The sequence below is a fragment of the Martinezella rhizogenes genome, from assembly GCF_027460065.1.
GTDB lineage: Bacteria > Pseudomonadota > Alphaproteobacteria > Rhizobiales > Rhizobiaceae > Agrobacterium > Agrobacterium rhizogenes_C.
This window is the reverse complement of the sequence record NZ_JAPYZZ010000008.1, coordinates 205,686-225,150: the sequence shown is the minus strand read 5'-3', so window position 1 is coordinate 225,150 and position 19,465 is coordinate 205,686. Positions and strand designations below refer to the sequence as shown.

The window sequence follows — 19,465 nt, the reverse complement described above, 5'->3', positions numbered from 1 at the left end:
CTCTGCATCGTTACGTTATGTTCGTGGACCCATTGCCCCGGTTCGATGTCCTGCGTGGAAAAGCCGATGATCTGGCCATATTTGACGATGGGCATCCGGCTTGCGATCGCCTGAAGCGCCATTTTGTGACCGCGCGGAATGCGCTCGCGCGCAGCAATCTCTGCCACGGCCTCACCCGGCGCGATCGGTTCGATGGCGACGATGATGTTATCGGTTTCAGTCAGTTTGATGTAGCGAGCCATGATTTCTCTGCGTGAAACAGGCGGAAGCCGGAAATGCGTTGTCTACTGTATATTGGAATACTAGTATAATGTATCATCGTCAAGGGACTTGAAGAGGGTTGCCGTGTGAGCATTTCWGGCAAAKGRAAGCCGGGTTTTCTTTTGAAACATGTAAAAACAAAGAGATGCAGCGTTTGCGCGGCGAGCACGTGACGCGATGATTTTTCGGCGGGGCAATTCCTGCCTGTTATCTCCAGCTGGGGCGGAATCGCGCCGGCGCGGCAAAAGTTCAATCCGGACGGTCTATCGTCTGCCAGTTGCCGGAGCGGGCGGATGCGATCACCGCATCGGTGACGGCATCGGTCTGCATCGCCGCCCGGAAATCGGGAACCAGTGGCTGCCCGGTTTCCAGGCCTTTGAGAAAATCCGCGAATTGATGGATGAAGCTGTGCTCGTAGCCGATCTGCAGGCCCGGCACCCACCAAGCCTCCATATAGGGATGGTCGCCATCCGTGACATGGATGGTTCGCCAGCCGCGCGTGGCGCCGTCTCCGCCATGGTCGAAATAGCTCAGGCGGTGAAGATCGTGCAGATCCCAGGCGAGCGAGCCGTGTTCGCCATTGATCTCGAAGGTGAATTGCGCCTTGTGGCCGCGCGCGTAGCGCGTCGCTTCGAAGGTGGCGAGCGATCCGTTCGAAAAACGGGCGAGAAAGGCGCTGGCATCGTCGATGGTCACGGGGCGGCGCGTGCCGGTTGCGGCATGGATGCGCTCCTTGATGAAGGTTTCGGTCATGCCGCACACTTCGGCGATTGGGCCGTTCAGCCACATCGCCGTGTCGATGCAATGGGCGAGAAGGTCGCCCGTGACGCCGCTGCCCGCCGCCGCCTCATCCAGCCGCCATGTGCCCGCGCCGCCCTGCTGCAGATCGGCGGAAATGGTCCAGTCCTGAAGGAATTTCGAGCGATAGTGGAATATGCGCCCGAGCCTGCCGTCCTCTATCATGCGTTTGGCGAAGGTTACGGCCGGGATGCGCCGGTAATTGTACCAGACCATGCTGCCGACACCCGCCGCCGCGACGGCATCCGCCATCTGCTGCGACTGTTCGAGCGACATGCCTAGAGGTTTTTCACAGGAGACCATCTTACCGCTGGCGGCCGCGGCCAGCGCGATCTCGGCATGAAGGTGATTGGGGGTGGCGATATCGATCAGGTCGATGTCGTCGCGCTCCACCAGACGCCGCCAATCGGTTTCGTAACTGTCATACCCCCAGAGCGCGGCGAATTTCGCAGTATTGTCTTCGTTGCGGGCGCAGACTGAGGCGAGTTCGACGGCGGTTTTTCCCGGGAAAAACACCGGCGCCTGCCGGAATGCGTTGCTGTGCGTGCGGCCCATGAACCCGGTACCGACCAGACCGATACGTATCTTACCCATGCGTTTGCTCCTCAAAGAACCTTGATCCGTCATTATATTAGTGTAATGATCGGCAAATGCAAAGGAGATTGCGATGCGGGCAGGGGATAAACGACGTCTGGGAAGCACTGATCTCTCGGTAACGRCGCTCAGCATGGGTTGTGCATCGCTTGGCGGGCTTTATGCGCCAGTGAGCGCCACTGACGCGCTGGCGACGCTTCAGGCGGCATGGGAGTGCGGCATCCGTTATTTCGATGTGGCGCCGATGTACGGGCTTACCCGGGCGGAGCATCTGCTCGGGCAATTTTTGCGCGAAGAACCGCAGCGCGATGAGGCGGTCGTCAGCACCAAGGTCGGCAGGCTTTTCGCCAATGATCGTCCCGGTCATCGCCTGCCGCCGGAGCCGCCGAAAAACCCGTTGGATCCGGGCTGGCAGAACGGGCTGCCGTTTCGCGAAACCTTTGATTACAGCTATGACGGCATCATGCGCAGCTTCGATGACAGTCAGCAGCGCATGGGCACCAACAGGCTGGATATTCTTTTTATCCACGATATCGGCGTCCTCACCCATGGTGAAAGAAATGCCGCGCTATGGCGGCAATTGACGTCGGGCGGCTTCAGGGCACTCGGCGAATTGCGTGAGGCCGGCCTGATCACCGGTTTTGGGCTCGGCGTCAACGAGGCAGAGGCGATCGCTGCTGCCATGGACGAGGTTCATCTCGATTGCTGCCTGCTGGCCGGTCGGCACAGCTTGCTGGAACAGGATGCGGTGCCGCTGCTTGATCGCGCCCACCGGCAGGGCACGGCCATCGTCATTGGCGGCGTCTTCAATTCCGGCATTCTCGCCACGGGCACGGCTTCTAACGCCAAGTTCAATTACAAGGATGCGCCCGCCGAGATCGTGCGGCGCACGGAGGAGTTGGCGCGGGTCTGCGCCGCCTTTGACGTGCCGCTGGGGGCTGCGGCGGTGCAATTCCCGCTGTTCCATCCCGCCGTCGTTTCTGTCCTGGTCGGGGCCAAACATCCGGACAGGCTGCTGCAATCGGTCGGATGGTTCGAGACGGACATACCGGACGAATTGTGGCAGGCCTTGCAGGAAAAGGGCCTGCTGGCACCAACGCCGGCTTTGATGGAAACATGAGAGATCAATCGAAATAGAGGCAAATATGGAGGAGGCGGCCTTGGCCAGTGTGAACATAGAGAGCATCGTCAAGCGTTACGGTGCGTTTGAAGCCCTGAGGGATATTTCTTTCTCAATTGCCGACGGGGAGTTTGTCGCTCTGGTCGGCCCTTCGGGATGCGGCAAATCCACCTTGCTGCGGATGATCGCCGGTCTTGAGGATATTTCGGACGGCACGATCGCCATCGGCAGCCGCATCGTCAACGAACTGGAACCCAAAGAGCGCGATATCGCCATGGTGTTTCAGTCCTATGCGCTCTACCCGCATATGACGGTGCGCGACAATATGGCTTTCTCCCTGAAGCTGAAAGGCGCTTCCGCCGCCGAAATCACCGACAGGGTGCACCGGGCGGCGCAGATCCTCGGTCTTGAGCAATTGACTGGCCGCTATCCGAAGCAGCTTTCCGGCGGCCAGCGGCAGCGTGTGGCGATGGGCCGCGCGATCGTGCGCGATCCCCAGGTCTTTCTGTTCGACGAGCCGCTCTCCAATCTCGACGCCAAGCTCCGGGTGCAGATGCGTTCCGAAATCAAGGAACTGCACCAGCGGTTGGGCACAACGACGGTTTATGTGACGCATGACCAGGTCGAGGCCATGACGATGGCGGATCGGATCGTCGTGATGCGCGACGGACATATCGAGCAGATCGGCTCGCCGCTTGAGATTTACGACCATCCCGCCAACATGTTCGTGGCGGGGTTCATCGGGTCGCCGGCTATGAATTTCCTGTCCGGAACGGTGGTGGAGGACGGCTTCATGCTTGCCGACGGCAATATGCTGCCCCTGCCTTTACGGTCGAGCCGGCTCGCCGTTCATTATGGCGTTCGGCCGGAGCATCTGCGCATCGATCCCAACGGTGTTGCCGCCGAAGTGGTGGTGACCGAACCGACCGGTTCCGAGACGATGGTAACGGCGAAAATCGGCAACCAGCAGGTTCATTGTCTCTTCCATGAGCGGCTGGATCTCGGGCCGGGGGCGATCATCCATCTGCAACCGGAAGCGGGCAAGGTTCATCTGTTCGGCGCATCGGGCGAGCGGCTTGTCTCGAAATGATGAGGGAGGTTGGTTGCGGACAAGAAACCGGCTAAAGAAATTTCTGCCGGTCGGTCCGGTTTTTGATGGGAGAATACGGACGTGTCAAAAGAAGCGGCGAGTGCCGGCCATTCCGCGCAGGACAAATCCGATTTGACGGCRTTTCTCAGTGGCGTGACGATCACGCGGAATATGCCGCTTCGCGACCAGATCTACCAGCTCGTTCGCCGCGCCATCGTGACCGGCAGGCTCGCGCCCGGTTCGCCGGTCAATGAAATAGAGATTGCCGAGCGTCTCGGCACGTCGCGGACGCCGGTGCGCGAGGCCGTCAAACGTGTTGAAGATGAAGGGCTGATCGACGTCCGCGCCCAGGCCGGAACCTTCGTGACCCGCATCAGCCGCAGGCAGGTGGTTTCTCAGTGGCGTGACGATCACGCGGAATATGCCGCTTCGCGACCAGATCTACCAGCTCGTTCGCCGCGCCATCGTGACCGGCAGGCTCGCGCCCGGTTCGCCGGTCAATGAAATAGAGATTGCCGAGCGTCTCGGCACGTCGCGGACGCCGGTGCGCGAGGCCGTCAAACGTGTTGAAGATGAAGGGCTGATCGACGTCCGCGCCCAGGCCGGAACCTTCGTGACCCGCATCAGCCGCAGGCAGGTGCAGGAAGCCTATATCATCCGCATCGCGCTGGAGCGGGAAAGCGTTCGCCATGCGGCGCAAACGATCAGCGCGGATGGCGTGCAGCGCCTGCGCGACATCATCGATCTTCACGCCCTTTCGGTCAAAAGAAGCCGCTTCGAGGATGCGATCGATCACGATGACGCCTTTCACAGGGTCATTGCCGAGGTCAATGGTTATTCGATGTTGTGGCGCGTGGTGGACATTACCAAGGCGCAGATGGATCGCTGCCGTCTTCTGTCTCTGCCTTCGCCGGGAGCCGGTGAAACGACGATCGAGCAGCACAGCGCCATTGTTGACGCCCTGGAGGCGCATGACCCGGAAGCGGCCGAAAGGGCGATTAAGGAGCACCTGGAGACGTCGCTCAGCAATACGCTGAAACTGCTCGGCAGTATTGAAGCCAGCGGATTTGCCGGCGTCTGAAACGCGATTGAAGAGGACGATCGGCGCAATTACTCCATATGGAAGACTTCGCTCATCTGCGCCCACCATTCTCCCGGCAGGCGCATCGGGAAGGGTAATTGCAGGGGTTCGCAGATTGCCCACCATTGCCGCATCCGCTCGCTCCTGGCCATCTCCGCCATATCGGCGGAGAAATCATCGCCCGCATATTCCCAATAACCAAAGAGCAGGTTTTCCGGTTCTTTGAGAAAAATCGAATAATTGGTGATATTGGCGCGGGCGATGGCCTCGAGCACCTGCGGCCACACATTGGCGTGCAGCCTTTTATATTCCTCGACCGTACCGGGCCTGAGGTCAGAGCAGGTTTTCCGGTTCTTTGAGAAAAATCGAATAATTGGTGATATTGGCGCGGGCGATGGCCTCGAGCACCTGCGGCCACACATTGGCGTGCAGCCTTTTATATTCCTCGACCGTACCGGGCCTGAGGTTGAGGCAAAAACCCATGCGTGTCATCGAAGGCTCCTCAATAGGTCGTCCGGCCGCCGGAAAGGTCGAAAACCGAGGCGGTGGTGAAGCTGTTTTCGCGGCTCACCAGCCATGCGACCGGTGATCGGAGAGGGTTTGTCTGGCATGATGTGGAAATGACCGCGGTCGCTGTCTGGAGCCACGCGGGTGTCTCCGACGCGGCGTGAGTTGCGCTTCGGAACCATCATTCTCTTTTTTTGTTAGTGCTTTAGCGCCCTAACAGGCTTTTGATTGGTATCTGGGTTTGAGGGATACGGTGTGTCATGAACAAGGTCTTCACCCGCTTCGCAACCCGCATAGCGTCCTTTTCCGGCTCTCCGACCGCTTTCGTCGTGGCGCTTGGTACTGTCCTCGTCTGGGGGATCAGTGGACCGTTATTTGGGTTTTCGGAGGTCTGGCAACTGGTCATCAATACCGGAACGACCATCGTCACCTTTCTCATGATTTTTCTCGTGCAGAACTCACAGAACCGGGATTCCGCGGCGATGGAGGCAAAGCTGGACGAATTGCTGCGAGCTGTGGAGGAGGCGCGGAGTGATTTCATCGGGATCGAGCATCTCACCGAAGAGGAAATCGAGGACATCCGCGCACGTCTGGAAAGAGATAACGCACCGGAAACTGGCAAGCCTTCCCCGCATCATGCGATGGCTCGATTGCTTTCCAGGCGTTAAGCTGCGGCAGGAACCTGGGCAAGGTATATTGCGTCCAGTTTGGATAGATCGCGAAAGACCCGCGAACGAAGGGCATCCGGGGGGCGGTTAATCATAGCGGCCGCTCTCATGATTACATTGCTGCACCACCCCTTGCCTGGGGGCGGGCGGCATTAAGGTGGTAAAGGCCGATAGATGACGGTTCCGGCCCTCACCGAAATGTTTGCCATACGGGCTGGGATCAGCCAACCACTGGTGTGTTGAGAAGCTGCTGTTCCCAAAGATAGGCTATGCCGCTGCCACCGAAGTGCTGGATGAGAATCTCGGTCAGTGCCTCGACATGTTCGGTACGCGCCCAATCGCGTTGCCATTCTCCGGCAAGTGCCATGACGGTCATCACATTCGCGCCGGCCGTGATCATTCGCTGGATGGCAACTTCATGGGATTCCTTCGAAATTCCACCCGACGCGTCGGTGATCACGGTCACGTCCCAGCCTTCGCCGACGGCCTGGATCACGGGCATTGCGACGCAGACCTCGGTCCACAGGCCGGCGATGATCAGCTGCTTGCGACCGGTCGCCTTGACGGCGTTCACCACATTCTCGTCCTGCCAGGTGTTCACCCAGGTGCGATCGATGACGTCCTGATCCGGAAATACGTCGGTGATGTGCTTGAAGAGAAGTCCACCGCGCGCCGCGATCACGCTGGTGAGAATGGTCGGAACATTGAAGGCTTTTGCCAGCTTCGCCAAAGCGGTCGTATTGTTGACCACCATGTGCGGATCGTGGCTGTTGAGATTTGCGAGCTGGTAGGGCTGATGGTCGATCAGAACGAGGACCGAATCTTCGGGACGAAGAAGAGAATCGAGGCCGTTACGAAGGGTCATCAAGACTTCCTTTCTCTGCCGCCATGGACGGCGATGGGTTTGAGAGAGAGACACACGCGCCAGCGGGCGACGTTGTCGGGAAGCAGTTTGATGTTCCTTTTGGCGGCGAGATAGTGCCATAATCTGGCAAGCTGTGTCGCGAAATGAGGAACGCCGGAATGGACATCGAAGATCTACGGACATTCGTCGCAGTGGCCGATGCAGGTGGCGTCTCGGCCGCTGCGCGCCGGCTCGGCGTCTCCAAGTCAATCGTCAGCCGTCGGCTCTTTCGGATTGAGGCGGAGCTTGGCGTCCAGCTTCTTGCGCGGACAACGCGCGGTGCCGCCCTCACGGAGGCGGGGATCACCTTCAGGGACCATGCCGCCCGGGCCAGCGCCGAGATCGATACGGCCCGGGAAACGATCCTCCCCGCCGGCGAGCTGCACGGCCGTCTGCGGGTCGCAATGCCACTTACTTTCGGCCCCACCCACTTCGCCCCCGTGCTCGCGGAAATGGCGCGCCAGCACCCGCAGCTTCACATCCATACCTCCTACAGCGATCGTTTCGTCGATCTCATCTCAGAGGGTTTTGATTGCGCGATCCGGGGTGCCTATCTTCAGGACTCGAACCTGATCGCGAAGCGCGTTGGGCCGATCCATGGCAAGCTTGTCGCCAGCCCCGCTTACATCAAAGCGCATGGTTCCCCTGAGATGGTCGAGCAGCTCGTCAACCATCAGGCTTTGATGCAGGGAACGGAAGCCTGGCAATTCATGGATGGTGACAGGATCGTCACGGTTCAGCCGCAGGGCAAGTTCAAGGCCGACAGTGCCACGGCGCTTGCCGCAGCGGCGGCTGCAGGTCTCGGCATCGCCTGGCTTCCCGACTGCATCACACATGCACATCTGGCCTCCGGCGCGTTGGTTCCGATCATGACGCGCTATCCGGTTCCTCCGGGGGCCGTCTATGTCGTGCGTCCGCCGAGCCAGCATCCCGCTCGCAAAGTGCGGGTGCTGACCGAGATGCTGACGGAGTATTTTAAACGGACCCCGGAACTTTGGGGTGTGGATAGTTAAAACGTGAACGGAGTGAAACGTCTTCAAGAACAACGGCCTTTCGGCCAACTCCGCAGGATCAGATGCTCTTCTCCCGAAACTGTAGAGAATTCATCCGCCGATCGCGGCAAGAGCGGTCATGGCACTGTCCGGAAGATCAAGAGATGCGGCCGCAAGGTTCTGACGCAGATGCGCTCGCGAAGAGGTTCCGGGAATAACCAGAATATTGTCGGATCGCTTCAGGAGCCAGGCGAGTGCCACCTGCAGCGGCGAGGCGTTCAGTTGCGTAGCGACGTCTGAGAGCACTGTCGATTGCAACGGAGAAAAACCACCAAGGGGAAAGAATGGAACATAGGCGATGCCCTGTGCTGCGAGCGTATCTATCAGGGCATCGTCCTGTCGATGCGCCAGATTGTATTGGTTCTGCACGCAGACGATCTCCACCATTTTACCGGCTTCCGTGATCTGCCGCGGCGTCACGTTCGAGACGCCGATATGCCGGATCAACCCCTGCCGTTGCAGATCTGCCAGAACTTCAAGCGATGCCGCGATCGATCCCTCGGCAGGGCCGTGAACATCGAACATGGCCCGGAGATTGACGACATCAAGTACCTCCTTACCCAGGTTGCGAAGATTATCGTGAACTGCCTGGGTCAGCTCTTCCTTCGAGAAAGCGGCATTCCAGGAGGCATCGTCACCACGGGTCGCACCGACCTTTGTGACGATCAGAAGGTCGTCCGCATAGGGATGCAGTGCCTCGCGAATAATCTGATTGGTAATGTGGGAGCCGTAGAAATCGCTCGTATCGATATGATTGACGCCGCTATCCACGGCTTCCCGCAGTACCGCGATCGCTTCCTCGCGATCTTTCGGAGGGCCGAAGACGCCTTTACCGGCTAACTGCATCGCGCCATAGCCCAGCCGCCTGATATTGCGGCCTGCAAGGTGAAAAGTTCCAGACTGGTCGAGTGTCGACATTTGAGGTTTCTCCGCTGTTCCTGTCACCACTATAGAGGCGATATCATTGGAGTCACAATTCGCTATAGTTAGAACAGCCTGTCCGTCATTCCGGACAATATAAACGCCGCAGAGGGATACAGTCATGCCGGACTTCAACGATATCGGCGCATTCCTGCTGGTCGCCCGCGCCAGTGGTTTCCGCCAGGCTGCGCGTGCGAGTGGTATGAGTTCGTCGGCACTGAGCGATGCAATTAAACGTCTTGAAAACGAACTCGGGGTGCGCCTCCTCAACCGCACGACCCGCAGCGTTCTGCCAACCGAAGCCGGCGCAGAACTGCTTCGCCGGGTGGATCCCGCCTTTGCCGAAATCCGCTCGGCGCTCGACCAGATAAGTGGCGACCGGGACCAGGTGGCCGGCTCACTGAAGCTCAACGTTCCCGTCAGTGCCGCCCGGCTGGTTCTGCCTGACATCGTTCCGCCTTTTCTGGCAGCCTATCCGGATATTCGCCTGGAAATTGCCACCGACGAAAATTTTGTCGACATCATTTCCGCCGGCTGCGACGCCGGTATCCGCTATGATGAGCGGCTTGAGCAGGACATGATTGCCGTGCCGATTGGTCCCCGCACGCAGCGCTTCGCCCTTGCCGCAGCACCGGGCTACATTGCAACGCGAGGGCGCCCCACCCATCCGCGGGAACTGCTTGAGCACGCGTGCATCCGGGGCCGTTTCGCCGGCCGGGCCATCCCGCCGTGGGAATTCGAGCGCGATGGCGAGACGATGATCATCGATCCGCCGGGCCAGCTTCTCGTGCAATCGGGCGGAGGCACGGATCTCGGCGTCAGCGCCGCCATTGCCGGCATGGGTGTCATCTATCTCTTCGAGGATTGGCTGGAACCGCATCTGGCGAGCGGCGCACTTGAGCCATTGCTGGAGCCCTGGTGGCTGAGCTTTCCGGGGCCCTATCTCTACTACCCTGGTCGTCGCCTGGTGCCAGCACCTCTTCGCGCCTTCATTGATTTCGTCAAAAGCGGAAGAAAGGTAGAATAAGGATCGGTTCAGCAGCCGCAGTGATACGTTTCACATTTGCCGAGGCGGAGCGCCGGAAATCGGCATCAGATGCGACGCGCCTTGATCGTGTTCATCACGAAGCTAGTCTCGATGGTATCGACGCATTTCAGCTTTGCGATTTTTTCCTTGATGAAACGCTCGTAGTCATCCAACCCACCGCACATGATCTTGAGCATGTAATCCCTCGAACCCGTGACCAGATGACATTCGAGGACCTCCGCCCAGTCAAGAACGGCCGCCTCAAACATCCGGATTTCGTCATCGTGCTGGCGGCTAAGGCGGACGGATGCGAGAGCCGTCATTGTCCATCCCTCGAACGCCGGATCGATGATGGCGGAATAACCCTTGATAACGCCCAGTTCCTCCAGCCGCCGAAGCCGCCGCAAACATGCCGATGCTGACAGCCCCACTCGCTCCGCGAGTTCATTGTTCGTGATTCGCGCGTCAGCTGACAATTCCCTCAGTATCCGCCTGTCGATCTGATCTGCAATTTTCTGCGACATAAACCCTCTTTCTCCGCAATATCTTGCTTCAGGAGACATTTCCACGCTCCAGAATGCAAGATATTTTGGTTCTACCGCGTGTAACCTGCAACCAGTTCAACGCCAGCTGAGGGATCATCGGAAATGACCGCGCCGCATCCGTCCAAAACCCATATCGGCAACCACGCCCTCCATCCTGAAACCCAGATGCTCAATTACGGGTATGATCCGGAATTGTCGGAGGGTGCCGTCAAGCCCCCGGTGTTCCTGACGTCGACCTTCGTCTTCAAATCGGCAGAGGACGGTCGTGACTTCTTCGACTACGTTTCCGGCCGCAAGGAGCCGCCGGCGGGCAGGGGTGCGGGTCTCGTCTACTCCCGTTTCAACCATCCCAACAGCGAGATCGTCGAGGATCGCCTTGCCGTTTACGAACGCACGGAGAGTTGTGCGCTTTTCTCATCCGGCATGTCCGCCATTTCCACGACGCTTTTCGCCTTCGTCCGGCCCGGCGACACCGTACTCCATTCCCAGCCGCTGTATGGTGGCACTGAGACACTGCTGGCAAAGACCTTCCATAATTTTGGCGTCTCGGCGGTGGGTTTTGCCGACGGTGTCAGCGAGGCATCGGTAATGGCCGCCGCAGAGACCGCGATGGCGAAGGGCAGGGTATCGGTCATCCTGATCGAAACGCCGGCCAACCCGACCAACAGCATTGTCGATGTTGCGATGATGAGGCGTGTCGCTGACGTGATCGGCGAAAAGCAAGGCCACAGGCCGATCATCGCCTGCGACAACACCCTTCTCGGCCCGGTTTTCCAGCAGCCCATCGAGCATGGTGCCGATATTTCGCTTTATTCGCTGACGAAATACGTCGGGGGGCATTCCGACCTCATCGCCGGGGCGGCGCTCGGGCGCAAGGATGTCATGAAGCAGGTGAAGGCGCTGCGCGGAGCGATCGGCACGCAGCTCGATCCGCACTCCTGCTGGATGCTCGGGCGTTCCCTCGAGACGCTGCAAATCCGGATGGAGCGGGCAAATAGCAACGCGAAAATCGTTGCGGAATTCCTGAAAGCGCATCCGAAGGTCGAAAAAATTCATTATCTGCCGTTCAGTGATCCGGCATCAGCAGTCGGCAAGGTATTTGCCGCTCAATGCTCCGGCGCGGGATCGACCTTCTCGTTCGACATTGTTGGCGGGCAGCCGGCGTCTTTCAAGTTCCTCAATGCGCTGAACATATTCAAGCTCGCCGTGAGCCTCGGTGGCACGGAATCCCTTGCGTCTCACCCCGCAACGATGACGCATTCGGGCGTTCCCGCCGATGTCCGCCAGCGCATTGGTGTGCTCGATTCCACGATCCGCCTGTCAATCGGCATCGAACATCCCGACGATCTTATCGCCGACCTGACCCTCGCTCTGGACATGTCCTGACGGCGGGCGCTCTAGCGCGCCGGCGATGACGGTGTGAGACGGTTGCCATCCGCCTGAAAAGAACCGGATGGCAATCGTTTAGCTTGTGCGCAATGTTATTGCTTCGCCGTTGTCATCTGCGCCGAGGAGAGGGCTTCTTTCACGGCCAGTTCCGCCATGGCCAGAATCGCCTCGCGGGTTTTGGCGGCGGCGATAAAGCGGCCATTGTGACAGAAGCTCGCGCCTTCGACGCCACAAACCGCTTCCAGCTCTTTGCCCGTCAGGCCGGCCCAGGCTACCGGCAGGTCGGCGCGCAGTTCAAAGCCTTCATCCGCGCGGCGGATCCCGGTAAGGCACCAGTCGTTGTCTCGTGGATGGGCAACGAAGAGCAGGTGGTCGGCGCCAGCCTTTACGATGGCGGACCGAAATGGCATGCCCATCGGCAGTTCAAGGATATGCCCTTCGCCAGTATCGGCGATGGCCTTCTGCACCAGCGCTTCGGCGCGCAGTTTGGCCGCGCTTGTGGCCAGTTTCGCCTCGATGAAACTGCGGGCAACGGCGAGCGCTGCCATAAAACTGCGATCGTCCGCTTCCGGATCGGTTTCGTCAAAGACAGGCTTCAAAGTCTCCAGCAGGACGGGCAGCGTGAGCCCGGCAAGTGGGCCGGCAATGGCGGGGCTGAGAGCGCCGTTGTCGACCAGATCCACCGGCAATACAAATCCGGCATCAAAAGAGGCGTGCAGAGTTTCGATATGGTCTTCAGGAATACCTGATGCGGCAAGGTAGTCGCGTCCGAAATGCTTCCAGATCAGGCCGAAAGAACTATAGGGTTGACCGTCCTCGCGCAGCGGCGCACCACGCTGATGGTGATCGAAAATGCCCTTTGACGCGTCATAAGCGCCGCCCACGTCGTAGATGATGCGGTCTGCACCAGGCGTTATCCATTCGGGGGCTCTGCTGCGGACAAGCCGGGCCTGCGGAAAAAGCCGTGTCAACACGACGCTGGACAGCAGTTCGTCGGCGTGGAAGCCGCCGGAATGGGTGACGAGGAAGTCGGGGGTCATGTCAGGATGTACCTTGTTGCTTACCGAAGGTCCGGCCAGGACCGGAGCACCTGATACCCTCTGTCGGACACCATCTCAAGCCGGCAGTAGCGCCTTGACATCCTTGCGGGAGAAAAAAGCAGCGGTTGGGCGATGGAATGTCGTTCGCCTGCCCGTGATCACGGGCAGGCGTTCTACACCGTTCATGCATCGGCGATCATCGCCGGGAGATCAGCGGCGCGGCTGCACCAATACGAGGGCAAGCGTTGCTGCAGCCAGAACCGCAGTCAGAGACAGCGGGGCGGTGGCGCCATAATAGTCAACAATGTAACCACCAAAGACTGCACCGATGCTGATGGCGACCTGAAAAGACACTACCATCAGGCTGCCAGCCGCTTCGAGAGCATCGGGCGCGCCGCGGGACAGGTTCGTCGGCAGGACCACCGGCGCCATGCCGAAGGCAAAACCCCAGAGTGCGACGAGTGCAAAAGCGGCACTCATATGTGCGCCCCAGAACACCAGGAAAAGCGCCGCAAATCCCATCAGGGCAGCGGTGGTCGCAAGTGCCAGGCGAATGCTGTTGTCGGCCATACGGCCGCCAGCGACATTGCCGAGCACCGAGGCCACGCCGAACCCGAGCAGGGCGAGTGCGATCGGCTTGGTATCGAGATGTGTGACCTGTTCGAGGAAGGGACGGACATAGACAGAGCCTGCGAAATGGCCCGTCATCAACAGCAGGATGGCAAGCATCCCAAGCTGAACGCTCGGCCGCCGCGTCAGTCGGAAAACATCGGCAAGACTGTTGCTTGTGCTCGCCGGCAGCGTCGGCAGGCTCAGGATCTGCAGGAGCATGGCAATGGCGGCAAGTCCTGCCGTCATCGACATGGCGACACGCCATCCCACCCAGTCACTGATTAACGCCCCCATGGAAGGCGCCGCTATCGTGGCGAGCGAGACGCCGAGTGTGACGATGGCCATGCCGCGCCCGGTTGCGTTCGCGCCGACGAGCCTTGCCACAACGGCAACCGAGAGCGCCCAGAAACCGCTGAGCGCGATACCAAGTCCTGCCCGGCCCACCAGCAACAGCCAGAAATCGGTCGCGAATGATGCAAGGATATTGGAGGCGATTGCCAGCGCGCTAAGACCGACAAGCACGGTCTTGCGGTTCAGTTTGCCGATGAGAACGTTGCTGAACAGGGCCGTCACGGCGCCCACCGAGGCAGTAGCCGTGACGACCTGCCCCGCTGTCCCCTCGGTAATTCCAAGATCGCGGGCCATGGGCGTCAGAAGTCCGGCCGGCAGGAACTCCGCCGATACGAGTGCAAAGCTGGTGGCCGCCATCGAAAGGACCGCGAACCATGTCGCTGCGGTCCATGCCGGTTGCTCGGCGGCCTCCAGCGCGATTTCTGCCCCGTCGAACTGTGATGTTGTGTCCGTCATGGTGTCTCTCCTTGAGTTGGGAGAGTTTTAGACGAATTTATCTGGATGATATGTATCTAAAAATCCGAATTTCATGCCTATTTCTCCGAATTTTGTGCGCTGCACATTTTTCGTTGGGGACATCAGGCGCCTTTCACGGCGTGAAGACTGTTTTGGAAAGTGACCGTTACACTCCCATGGCACGCCCGTTGTCGGGAAGCCTCGAGAGGAATTCGGGGTGTGCCGGTATAGTCATATTCAGCGAAAGATTGAGGATGCGGTGGTCGCCTTCAGGGAAAGCTTTTAATCGCATCCGCTCTTTGAAGCATTTCCTGCACTGCTGCGACCATATCGTTGAGTGGGCGGTCGTCGCGGTAAAACGGTGCCGTCGTCCGTACATGCTGGTAGAGCGTATCGGTGCCGGGCGCACGGCCGCTCTGGTCAGGCTGCATGTCGTAAGCCTGTGCCGCACACATGATCTCGATTGCCAGAATGGTTTCCAGATTGCCGATAATCGACAGCGTCTTGTCGGCTGCGGCGGTGGCGTGCGTCAGTATATCCTCCTGCAATGCGGAGGTAATGCCGCCATCGAGGCTGGCGGGGGCGGCGAGGCGGCGGTTTTCCGCGACAAGCGCTGCCGCCGTATACTGGATGATCATGAAACCGGAGCAGACGCCGTTACCGTCGGCGAGAAAAGCGGGCAGTCCGCTGACAAGCGGATTAACGAGGCGGTCGATGCGACGCTCGGAAATCGCTGCAAGTTCGGCCGCAGCCGTTGCCAGCCCATCCATGGCGAGCCCCAGTGCCGCGCCGACGGCATGGGCCTGGGAATGAACCTCCGGTGCCTGCGGGGTCCCGGCGACGACCGGGTTGTCGGTGACGCTTGCGAGTTCGCGGTTCAAGACATCAGCACTCTGCGCCACGCTGTCGCGCACGGCGCCATGCACCTGCGGCACGGCGCGCAGGCTGAGTGGGTCCTGCGTGCGTGACCCGGCTGAGCGGGTGAGAAGCGGGCTTGCCGCTAAAAGGCGACGCAGGTTTTCGCCAACGGTCTGGATGCCTGGCGAGACGCGCAGCGCCAGCGGCCCGGCGGCGAAGGGATCTGCTTGTGCGCCAAGGTTTTCATAGCTCATGGCCGCTGCCGCATCGGCCCAGTCAAGCAGGCGGGTCGTGCGGGAAAGCGCGAGGCTGGCAAGGCCGGTGGCACAGGGTGTGCCGTTGACGAGGCTGAGGCCTTCTTTCGCCCGCAGAACCATGGGTTCAAGGCCGAGTGCTTCGAGCGCCTGCCGGCCGCTGATCAATTCGCCCCGGCGGCGGACCCGGCCTTCGCCGATCAGCACAAGGCCGATGGCCGCGGCATGGGTGAGATAACCCACCGAACCCTTCGAGGGAATGACGGGAAGAATATCGTCATTCAGCAGGGCCAGCAGCGTTTTCACCGTCTCCACCTGCACGCCGGAATAACCACGCGCGAAATTGTTGATCTGTGCGGCCATAATGGCGCGTGTTTCTTCGTGCCCCAGCGGTTCGCCGATGCCGCAGGAATGGCTGAGCAGGATGTTGCGCGAGAGTGCCTGCTGCTGGGGAATATCCACGATCACATCGCAGAGCGCACCCACACCGGTATTGATGCCATAACCGCGCACACGTTTTTCGACGAGCGCATCGACAATGGCGCGCGCCCGGGCAATGCGTTGCCAGACATCATCCGACAGGCAGAGCGTCGCACCCTTTGCGACAGCGGCGATCTGCTGCCAGGTGAGAGGGCGATCAATGGTGATCGTATCAGCCATGCTGGCTTTCTCCCGCCGCACCCGCGCGGCGTTCGACGAAACGGGCGACATAGTCGTTTGCGGGGCTGTTAAGAATCTGGTCCGGAGTTCCGACCTGAACCAGCTTGCCATCCTTCAGGATCGCGATCTGCGCGCCAATGCGAAGCGCCTCGTCGAGATCGTGGGTAATGAAGACGATGGTCTTGTGCAGGTTCTTCTCAAGCTGCAGCAGCTGGTCCTGCATGTCGGCGCGGATCAACGGGTCGAGCGCCGAAAAGGCCTCGTCCATCAGGATGACATCGGTATCGGCCGCGAGCGCCCGAGCGAGGCCGACGCGCTGTTTCATGCCGCCGGAAAGCTGGTGCGGGAACTTGTCCTCATAGCCCGAAAGTCCAACGGTTTCGATCCATTTCATGCCGATGGGCCTGGCATCCGCCTTGGTCAGCCCGCGCACGCGCTGGCCATAAACGACGTTCTGCAACACGGTGCGGTGCGGCATCAGGCCGAAATTCTGGAACACCATGCTGACGCGGCGATTGCGGAAATCCCGCAGCTCCTTCGCCTTGAGGGCGAGAACATTGTCTCCGCCGACGAGAATCTCGCCGCTTGTCGGTTCGATCAGGCGGTTGATGTGACGGACCAGCGTCGATTTGCCGGAGCCGGAAAGACCCATGATTACGAAAATACGGCCGGCTTCGATGTCGAGGCTGACATTGTCGAGGCCGACACTGCATCCCGTCTTTGCCAGGATTGCGCTTTTTTCCGCGCCCTGCTGGGCCATGGCCAGCGCAGCTTTCCAGTTGCCGCCGAATATCTTGGACACGTTGCGGATATGGATATCAGTCATTGCCCATTTCCTTCCGGCTGGATCGGCCAAAACCCTGGGTGATGCGATCGAGCACGATTGCGAGAATAACGATGCCGAGACCTGCTTCGAGGCCCTTGCCGACATCGAGCGTCTGGATGCCGTTCAGCACCTGCTCGCCAAGGCCGCGCGCGCCGATCATCGAGGCCACGACGACCATGGAGAGCGCCATCATGATCGTCTGGTTGAGGCCGGCCATGATGGTCGGTGTGGCAAGCGGTAACTCTACACCGAAAAGGATCTGTCTCGGGCTACCGCCAAAGGCGGTCGCCGCCTCCACCACTTCCCGGTCCACCTGCCGGATGCCGAGATCGGTCAGGCGGATCAGCGGCGGCACGGCATAGATGATGGTGGCAAGCACGGCCGGAACCTTGCCGAGGCCGAACAGCATGATGGCGGGGATGAGATAAACGAAGCTCGGCATGGTCTGCATGACATCGAGGATCGGCAGGGTGATGCGCCGCGCCCATTCGCTTTTCGCAAGCAGGATGCCCATGGGCACGCCGATGACGATGGAGATGAGGCTGGCAATCAGCATCAGTGCCAGTGTCTGCATCGTCAGGTCCCAGAGACCGAGCGCGCCGACGATGAACAGCATGACGGCGACCATGATGACCAGCGAAATCTTTTTCGCGGCAAACCAGGCGAGCACCAGAAAGACCAGAAAAATGGCCCACCAGGGCAGCCCGCGCAGCGCCCATTCCACGAAGAGGATCGCCTGCAGGATCGTCTGCGAGATCGCCTTGAAAACGTAGCCGTAGTTCACCACCAGCGAGCGCACGATTTCATTGATCGGGCCGCGGATGGAAATATGGAAAACTTCAGGAAACATCGGTGTAGTCCTCGCGCATGCCGGTCCCGGTTCCGGGAGCTGGCCCCTGTCCTGACGGGAAAATGCGCGCCGAAAGCCCGGCGCGCCTGCCATCCTTACTTGACGGCGGCTTCGATACGCGCCTTGGCGTCGGCCGAAACCCAGCCACCCCAGATATCTGCCTTGGTCTGCAGGAAGGTCTTGGCGGCGGCGGTCGCATCAACCTGCCTGTCCGTCATATAGGCGAGGCTGGCGTTGATTTCCGCCAGCGGGAAGGTCGCCTTTTCAAGGATTGCCATGATTTCCGGCGCGTCCTTCGCAAAGGTGCTGTTCACGCCATAGGCCACCTCGACGGAGGGGAATGCGCAGCCGGTATCGCGCTTTCCGTCCGCGCTTGTCAGCTCCTTCCAGCAGGCATCGCTATAGGCGGGTTCCTGCAGCTGAATGAGCTTGTATTTGCCCATGATCGCCGTCGGGCTCCAGTAATAGAACAGCATCGGCTCGCCCTGGAGGTAGCCGGCGGCAATTGCGGCATCAAGCGCGGTGCCGGTGCCGGGGCGGAAGTTCACATAGTTGCCATCGAGCTTGTAGGCCTGAAGCTTGGCGGTGTTGACGCCTTCGCAGGTCCAGCCCGACGGGCAATTGAGGAAGCGGCCCTTGGTCGGCTCTTCCGGGTCCTTGAATAATTCGACGATCTTCGGATCGGAAAGCTGGTCGACGCTCTTCAGATCAGGGGCCTTCGCTTCGATACCTTTGGCGGGGTCGCCCTTGACCAGATATTCCGGCACGAACCAGCCTTCGGCGGCGCCGACGAAGGTCTTGCCGACCGATTTCACTTGACCGGCTTCGGCGGCCTTGTTCCAGACATCGGAGCGGCCGATCCATTCTTCGGCGAAGATCTGCACGTCGTTATTGGCGGTCGCCTGTTCCAGCGTCACGGAATTGCCGGGAATGGAATCGACCTTGCAATCATAACCCTTGGACAGGATTTCCTTCATGACCTCGGTTATGAAAGCGCCGCTTTCCCAGTCGATGCCGGCGAAGGTGATGGTCTTTCCGGCGTTGCAATAGCCTTCCGCCCTGGCGGCGCCGGCATATGCTCCCATGACGAGCGCGGTCGTGGCCAGCGCGATTTTCAGTTTTGAATTCAGCATTGCATTCCCCTTTTGGTTTGATGATTGGCAAATTGCTGGCATGCGTTTTTGAGTTTTAGCCGGACGCTCCGATCAGACGATGGTCGCGCAGGGCGGTCGTCATCGAATCAAGGTGCAATCCGATGCTTGTATTGAAGCGGTTTGTTGGAAGTTCACTATACAACTTTGTGGTATTCGAGGTGCGCTGGTGTTCTGCAAATGTCGCATCTACGTCGCACGCGGTGGGCCGGCTCTTGAGGGAGTTCTCTTTAGGCGCGCGGCGACCCTGCTCACCCTCCCACGCAGCGTCGGCTTTATAAGGAACGCTCCTGCCACGGTGCCGGACAGGCGCGCGGCTATTGCCCCGACGGTCGGCGGCTGACTTGTGGCTGCTAGAGATCGAGTCTTCGCTCGCCATTATTTTTCCCTCAAGTTGTATATGTAACTTCACACATTTACAAAAGACAAGCAAGATAGGATGTGATAATT

20 protein-coding genes and 2 pseudogenes are annotated in these 19,465 nt (G+C 59.8%); 8 read left to right on the top strand and 14 right to left on the bottom strand.

What is annotated here, in order from left to right:
• Positions 1–242 (bottom strand): UxaA family hydrolase (locus tag O8B93_RS15495; protein WP_269710818.1); only part of this gene is annotated, 242 nt, incomplete at its 3' end.
• Positions 243–510: 268 nt separating this feature from the next.
• On the bottom strand, positions 511–1,653 hold the full coding sequence (locus O8B93_RS15490) for a Gfo/Idh/MocA family protein (RefSeq protein ID WP_269710817.1): 1,143 nt from the start codon (positions 1,651–1,653) through the stop codon (positions 511–513).
• A gap of 67 nt (positions 1,654–1,720) precedes the next feature.
• On the opposite strand from O8B93_RS15490, the gene O8B93_RS15485 reads away from it, so the two are divergent.
• The 4 genes from O8B93_RS15485 to O8B93_RS15470 all read left to right on the top strand — a co-directional run bounded on the left by O8B93_RS15485 (position 1,721) and on the right by O8B93_RS15470 (position 4,944).
• The gene (locus O8B93_RS15485; protein ID WP_269710824.1) at positions 1,721–2,773 is read left to right on the top strand and encodes an aldo/keto reductase; all 1,053 of its coding nucleotides are present in this window, start codon (positions 1,721–1,723) and stop codon (positions 2,771–2,773) included.
• 40 nt (positions 2,774–2,813) lie between these two features.
• On the top strand, positions 2,814–3,863 hold the full coding sequence (locus O8B93_RS15480) for an ABC transporter ATP-binding protein (protein WP_269710816.1): 1,050 nt from the start codon (positions 2,814–2,816) through the stop codon (positions 3,861–3,863).
• Between the two features lie 81 nt (positions 3,864–3,944).
• Positions 3,945–4,367 carry a GntR family transcriptional regulator gene (locus O8B93_RS15475; RefSeq protein WP_269710815.1) on the top strand — a complete coding sequence of 141 codons (423 nt, stop codon included), beginning with the start codon at positions 3,945–3,947 and terminating at the stop codon, positions 4,365–4,367.
• Positions 4,285–4,944 carry a GntR family transcriptional regulator gene (locus O8B93_RS15470; RefSeq protein ID WP_269710814.1) on the top strand — a complete coding sequence of 220 codons (660 nt, stop codon included), beginning with the start codon at positions 4,285–4,287 and terminating at the stop codon, positions 4,942–4,944. Before O8B93_RS15475 ends, O8B93_RS15470 begins: the two co-directional genes overlap by 83 nt.
• Before the next feature lie 29 nt (positions 4,945–4,973).
• Here O8B93_RS15470 and O8B93_RS15465 read toward each other — a convergent pair whose 3' ends face one another.
• The 3 genes and pseudogenes from O8B93_RS15465 to O8B93_RS15455 all read right to left on the bottom strand — a co-directional run.
• Positions 4,974–5,315, bottom strand: coding sequence for an L-rhamnose mutarotase (locus O8B93_RS15465; RefSeq protein ID WP_405049066.1), 342 nt, complete (start codon positions 5,313–5,315; stop codon positions 4,974–4,976).
• Positions 5,281–5,436: pseudogene (locus tag O8B93_RS15460) on the bottom strand (L-rhamnose mutarotase); the annotation flags it as partial. The pseudogene O8B93_RS15460 and the gene O8B93_RS15465, both read right to left, overlap by 35 nt.
• Before the next feature lie 10 nt (positions 5,437–5,446).
• Positions 5,447–5,539, bottom strand: a pseudogene (locus O8B93_RS15455) (3-oxoacyl-ACP reductase); the annotation flags it as partial.
• Between the two features lie 172 nt (positions 5,540–5,711).
• Here O8B93_RS15455 and O8B93_RS15450 point away from each other — a divergent pair.
• Positions 5,712–6,119, top strand: a complete 408-nt coding sequence (locus O8B93_RS15450; RefSeq protein ID WP_269710813.1) for a low affinity iron permease family protein — start codon at positions 5,712–5,714, stop codon at positions 6,117–6,119.
• Between the two features lie 220 nt (positions 6,120–6,339).
• On the opposite strand, the gene O8B93_RS15445 is transcribed toward O8B93_RS15450, so the two are convergent.
• Positions 6,340–6,984: a hydrolase gene (locus O8B93_RS15445; RefSeq protein WP_269710812.1), complete on the bottom strand. Its 645-nt coding sequence runs from the start codon at positions 6,982–6,984 to the stop codon at positions 6,340–6,342.
• Between the two features lie 158 nt (positions 6,985–7,142).
• Here O8B93_RS15445 and O8B93_RS15440 point away from each other — a divergent pair, with 158 nt between their 5' ends.
• Positions 7,143–8,036, top strand: coding sequence for a LysR family transcriptional regulator (locus tag O8B93_RS15440; protein WP_269710811.1), 894 nt, complete (start codon positions 7,143–7,145; stop codon positions 8,034–8,036).
• A gap of 90 nt (positions 8,037–8,126) precedes the next feature.
• On the opposite strand, the gene O8B93_RS15435 is transcribed toward O8B93_RS15440, so the two are convergent.
• Positions 8,127–8,993 (bottom strand): aldo/keto reductase family oxidoreductase, encoded by an 867-nt coding sequence (locus O8B93_RS15435; RefSeq protein WP_269710810.1) that lies wholly within the window; start codon positions 8,991–8,993, stop codon positions 8,127–8,129.
• Positions 8,994–9,117: 124 nt separating this feature from the next.
• Here O8B93_RS15435 and O8B93_RS15430 point away from each other — a divergent pair, with 124 nt between their 5' ends.
• Positions 9,118–10,023, top strand: a complete 906-nt coding sequence (locus O8B93_RS15430) for a LysR family transcriptional regulator (protein WP_269710809.1) — start codon at positions 9,118–9,120, stop codon at positions 10,021–10,023.
• Between the two features lie 65 nt (positions 10,024–10,088).
• On the opposite strand, the gene O8B93_RS15425 is transcribed toward O8B93_RS15430, so the two are convergent.
• Positions 10,089–10,547 carry an Lrp/AsnC family transcriptional regulator gene (locus tag O8B93_RS15425; RefSeq protein ID WP_269710822.1) on the bottom strand — a complete coding sequence of 153 codons (459 nt, stop codon included), beginning with the start codon at positions 10,545–10,547 and terminating at the stop codon, positions 10,089–10,091.
• A 123-nt stretch (positions 10,548–10,670) separates the two neighbouring features.
• Here O8B93_RS15425 and O8B93_RS15420 point away from each other — a divergent pair, with 123 nt between their 5' ends.
• Positions 10,671–11,954, top strand: coding sequence for a cystathionine gamma-synthase family protein (locus O8B93_RS15420; protein WP_269710808.1), 1,284 nt, complete (start codon positions 10,671–10,673; stop codon positions 11,952–11,954).
• A gap of 95 nt (positions 11,955–12,049) precedes the next feature.
• Here the strand turns inward: O8B93_RS15420 and O8B93_RS15415 are convergent, their stop codons facing one another.
• The 6 genes from O8B93_RS15415 to O8B93_RS15390 all read right to left on the bottom strand — a co-directional run bounded on the left by O8B93_RS15415 (position 12,050) and on the right by O8B93_RS15390 (position 18,997).
• On the bottom strand, positions 12,050–12,997 hold the full coding sequence (locus tag O8B93_RS15415) for an MYG1 family protein (RefSeq protein ID WP_269710807.1): 948 nt from the start codon (positions 12,995–12,997) through the stop codon (positions 12,050–12,052).
• Between the two features lie 210 nt (positions 12,998–13,207).
• Complete coding sequence (locus O8B93_RS15410) at positions 13,208–14,416, bottom strand: MFS transporter (RefSeq protein WP_269710806.1); 1,209 nt, start codon at positions 14,414–14,416, stop codon at positions 13,208–13,210.
• 269 nt (positions 14,417–14,685) lie between these two features.
• Positions 14,686–16,188 (bottom strand): HAL/PAL/TAL family ammonia-lyase, encoded by a 1,503-nt coding sequence (locus tag O8B93_RS15405; protein WP_269710805.1) that lies wholly within the window; start codon positions 16,186–16,188, stop codon positions 14,686–14,688.
• Positions 16,181–17,014, bottom strand: a complete 834-nt coding sequence (locus tag O8B93_RS15400) for a quaternary amine ABC transporter ATP-binding protein (RefSeq protein ID WP_269710804.1) — start codon at positions 17,012–17,014, stop codon at positions 16,181–16,183. Before O8B93_RS15400 ends, O8B93_RS15405 begins: the two co-directional genes overlap by 8 nt.
• Positions 17,007–17,864: an ABC transporter permease gene (locus tag O8B93_RS15395; protein ID WP_080829089.1), complete on the bottom strand. Its 858-nt coding sequence runs from the start codon at positions 17,862–17,864 to the stop codon at positions 17,007–17,009. Before O8B93_RS15395 ends, O8B93_RS15400 begins: the two co-directional genes overlap by 8 nt.
• A gap of 95 nt (positions 17,865–17,959) precedes the next feature.
• Complete coding sequence (locus tag O8B93_RS15390) at positions 17,960–18,997, bottom strand: ABC transporter substrate-binding protein (protein ID WP_269710803.1); 1,038 nt, start codon at positions 18,995–18,997, stop codon at positions 17,960–17,962.
• Positions 18,998–19,465 lie beyond the last annotated feature (468 nt).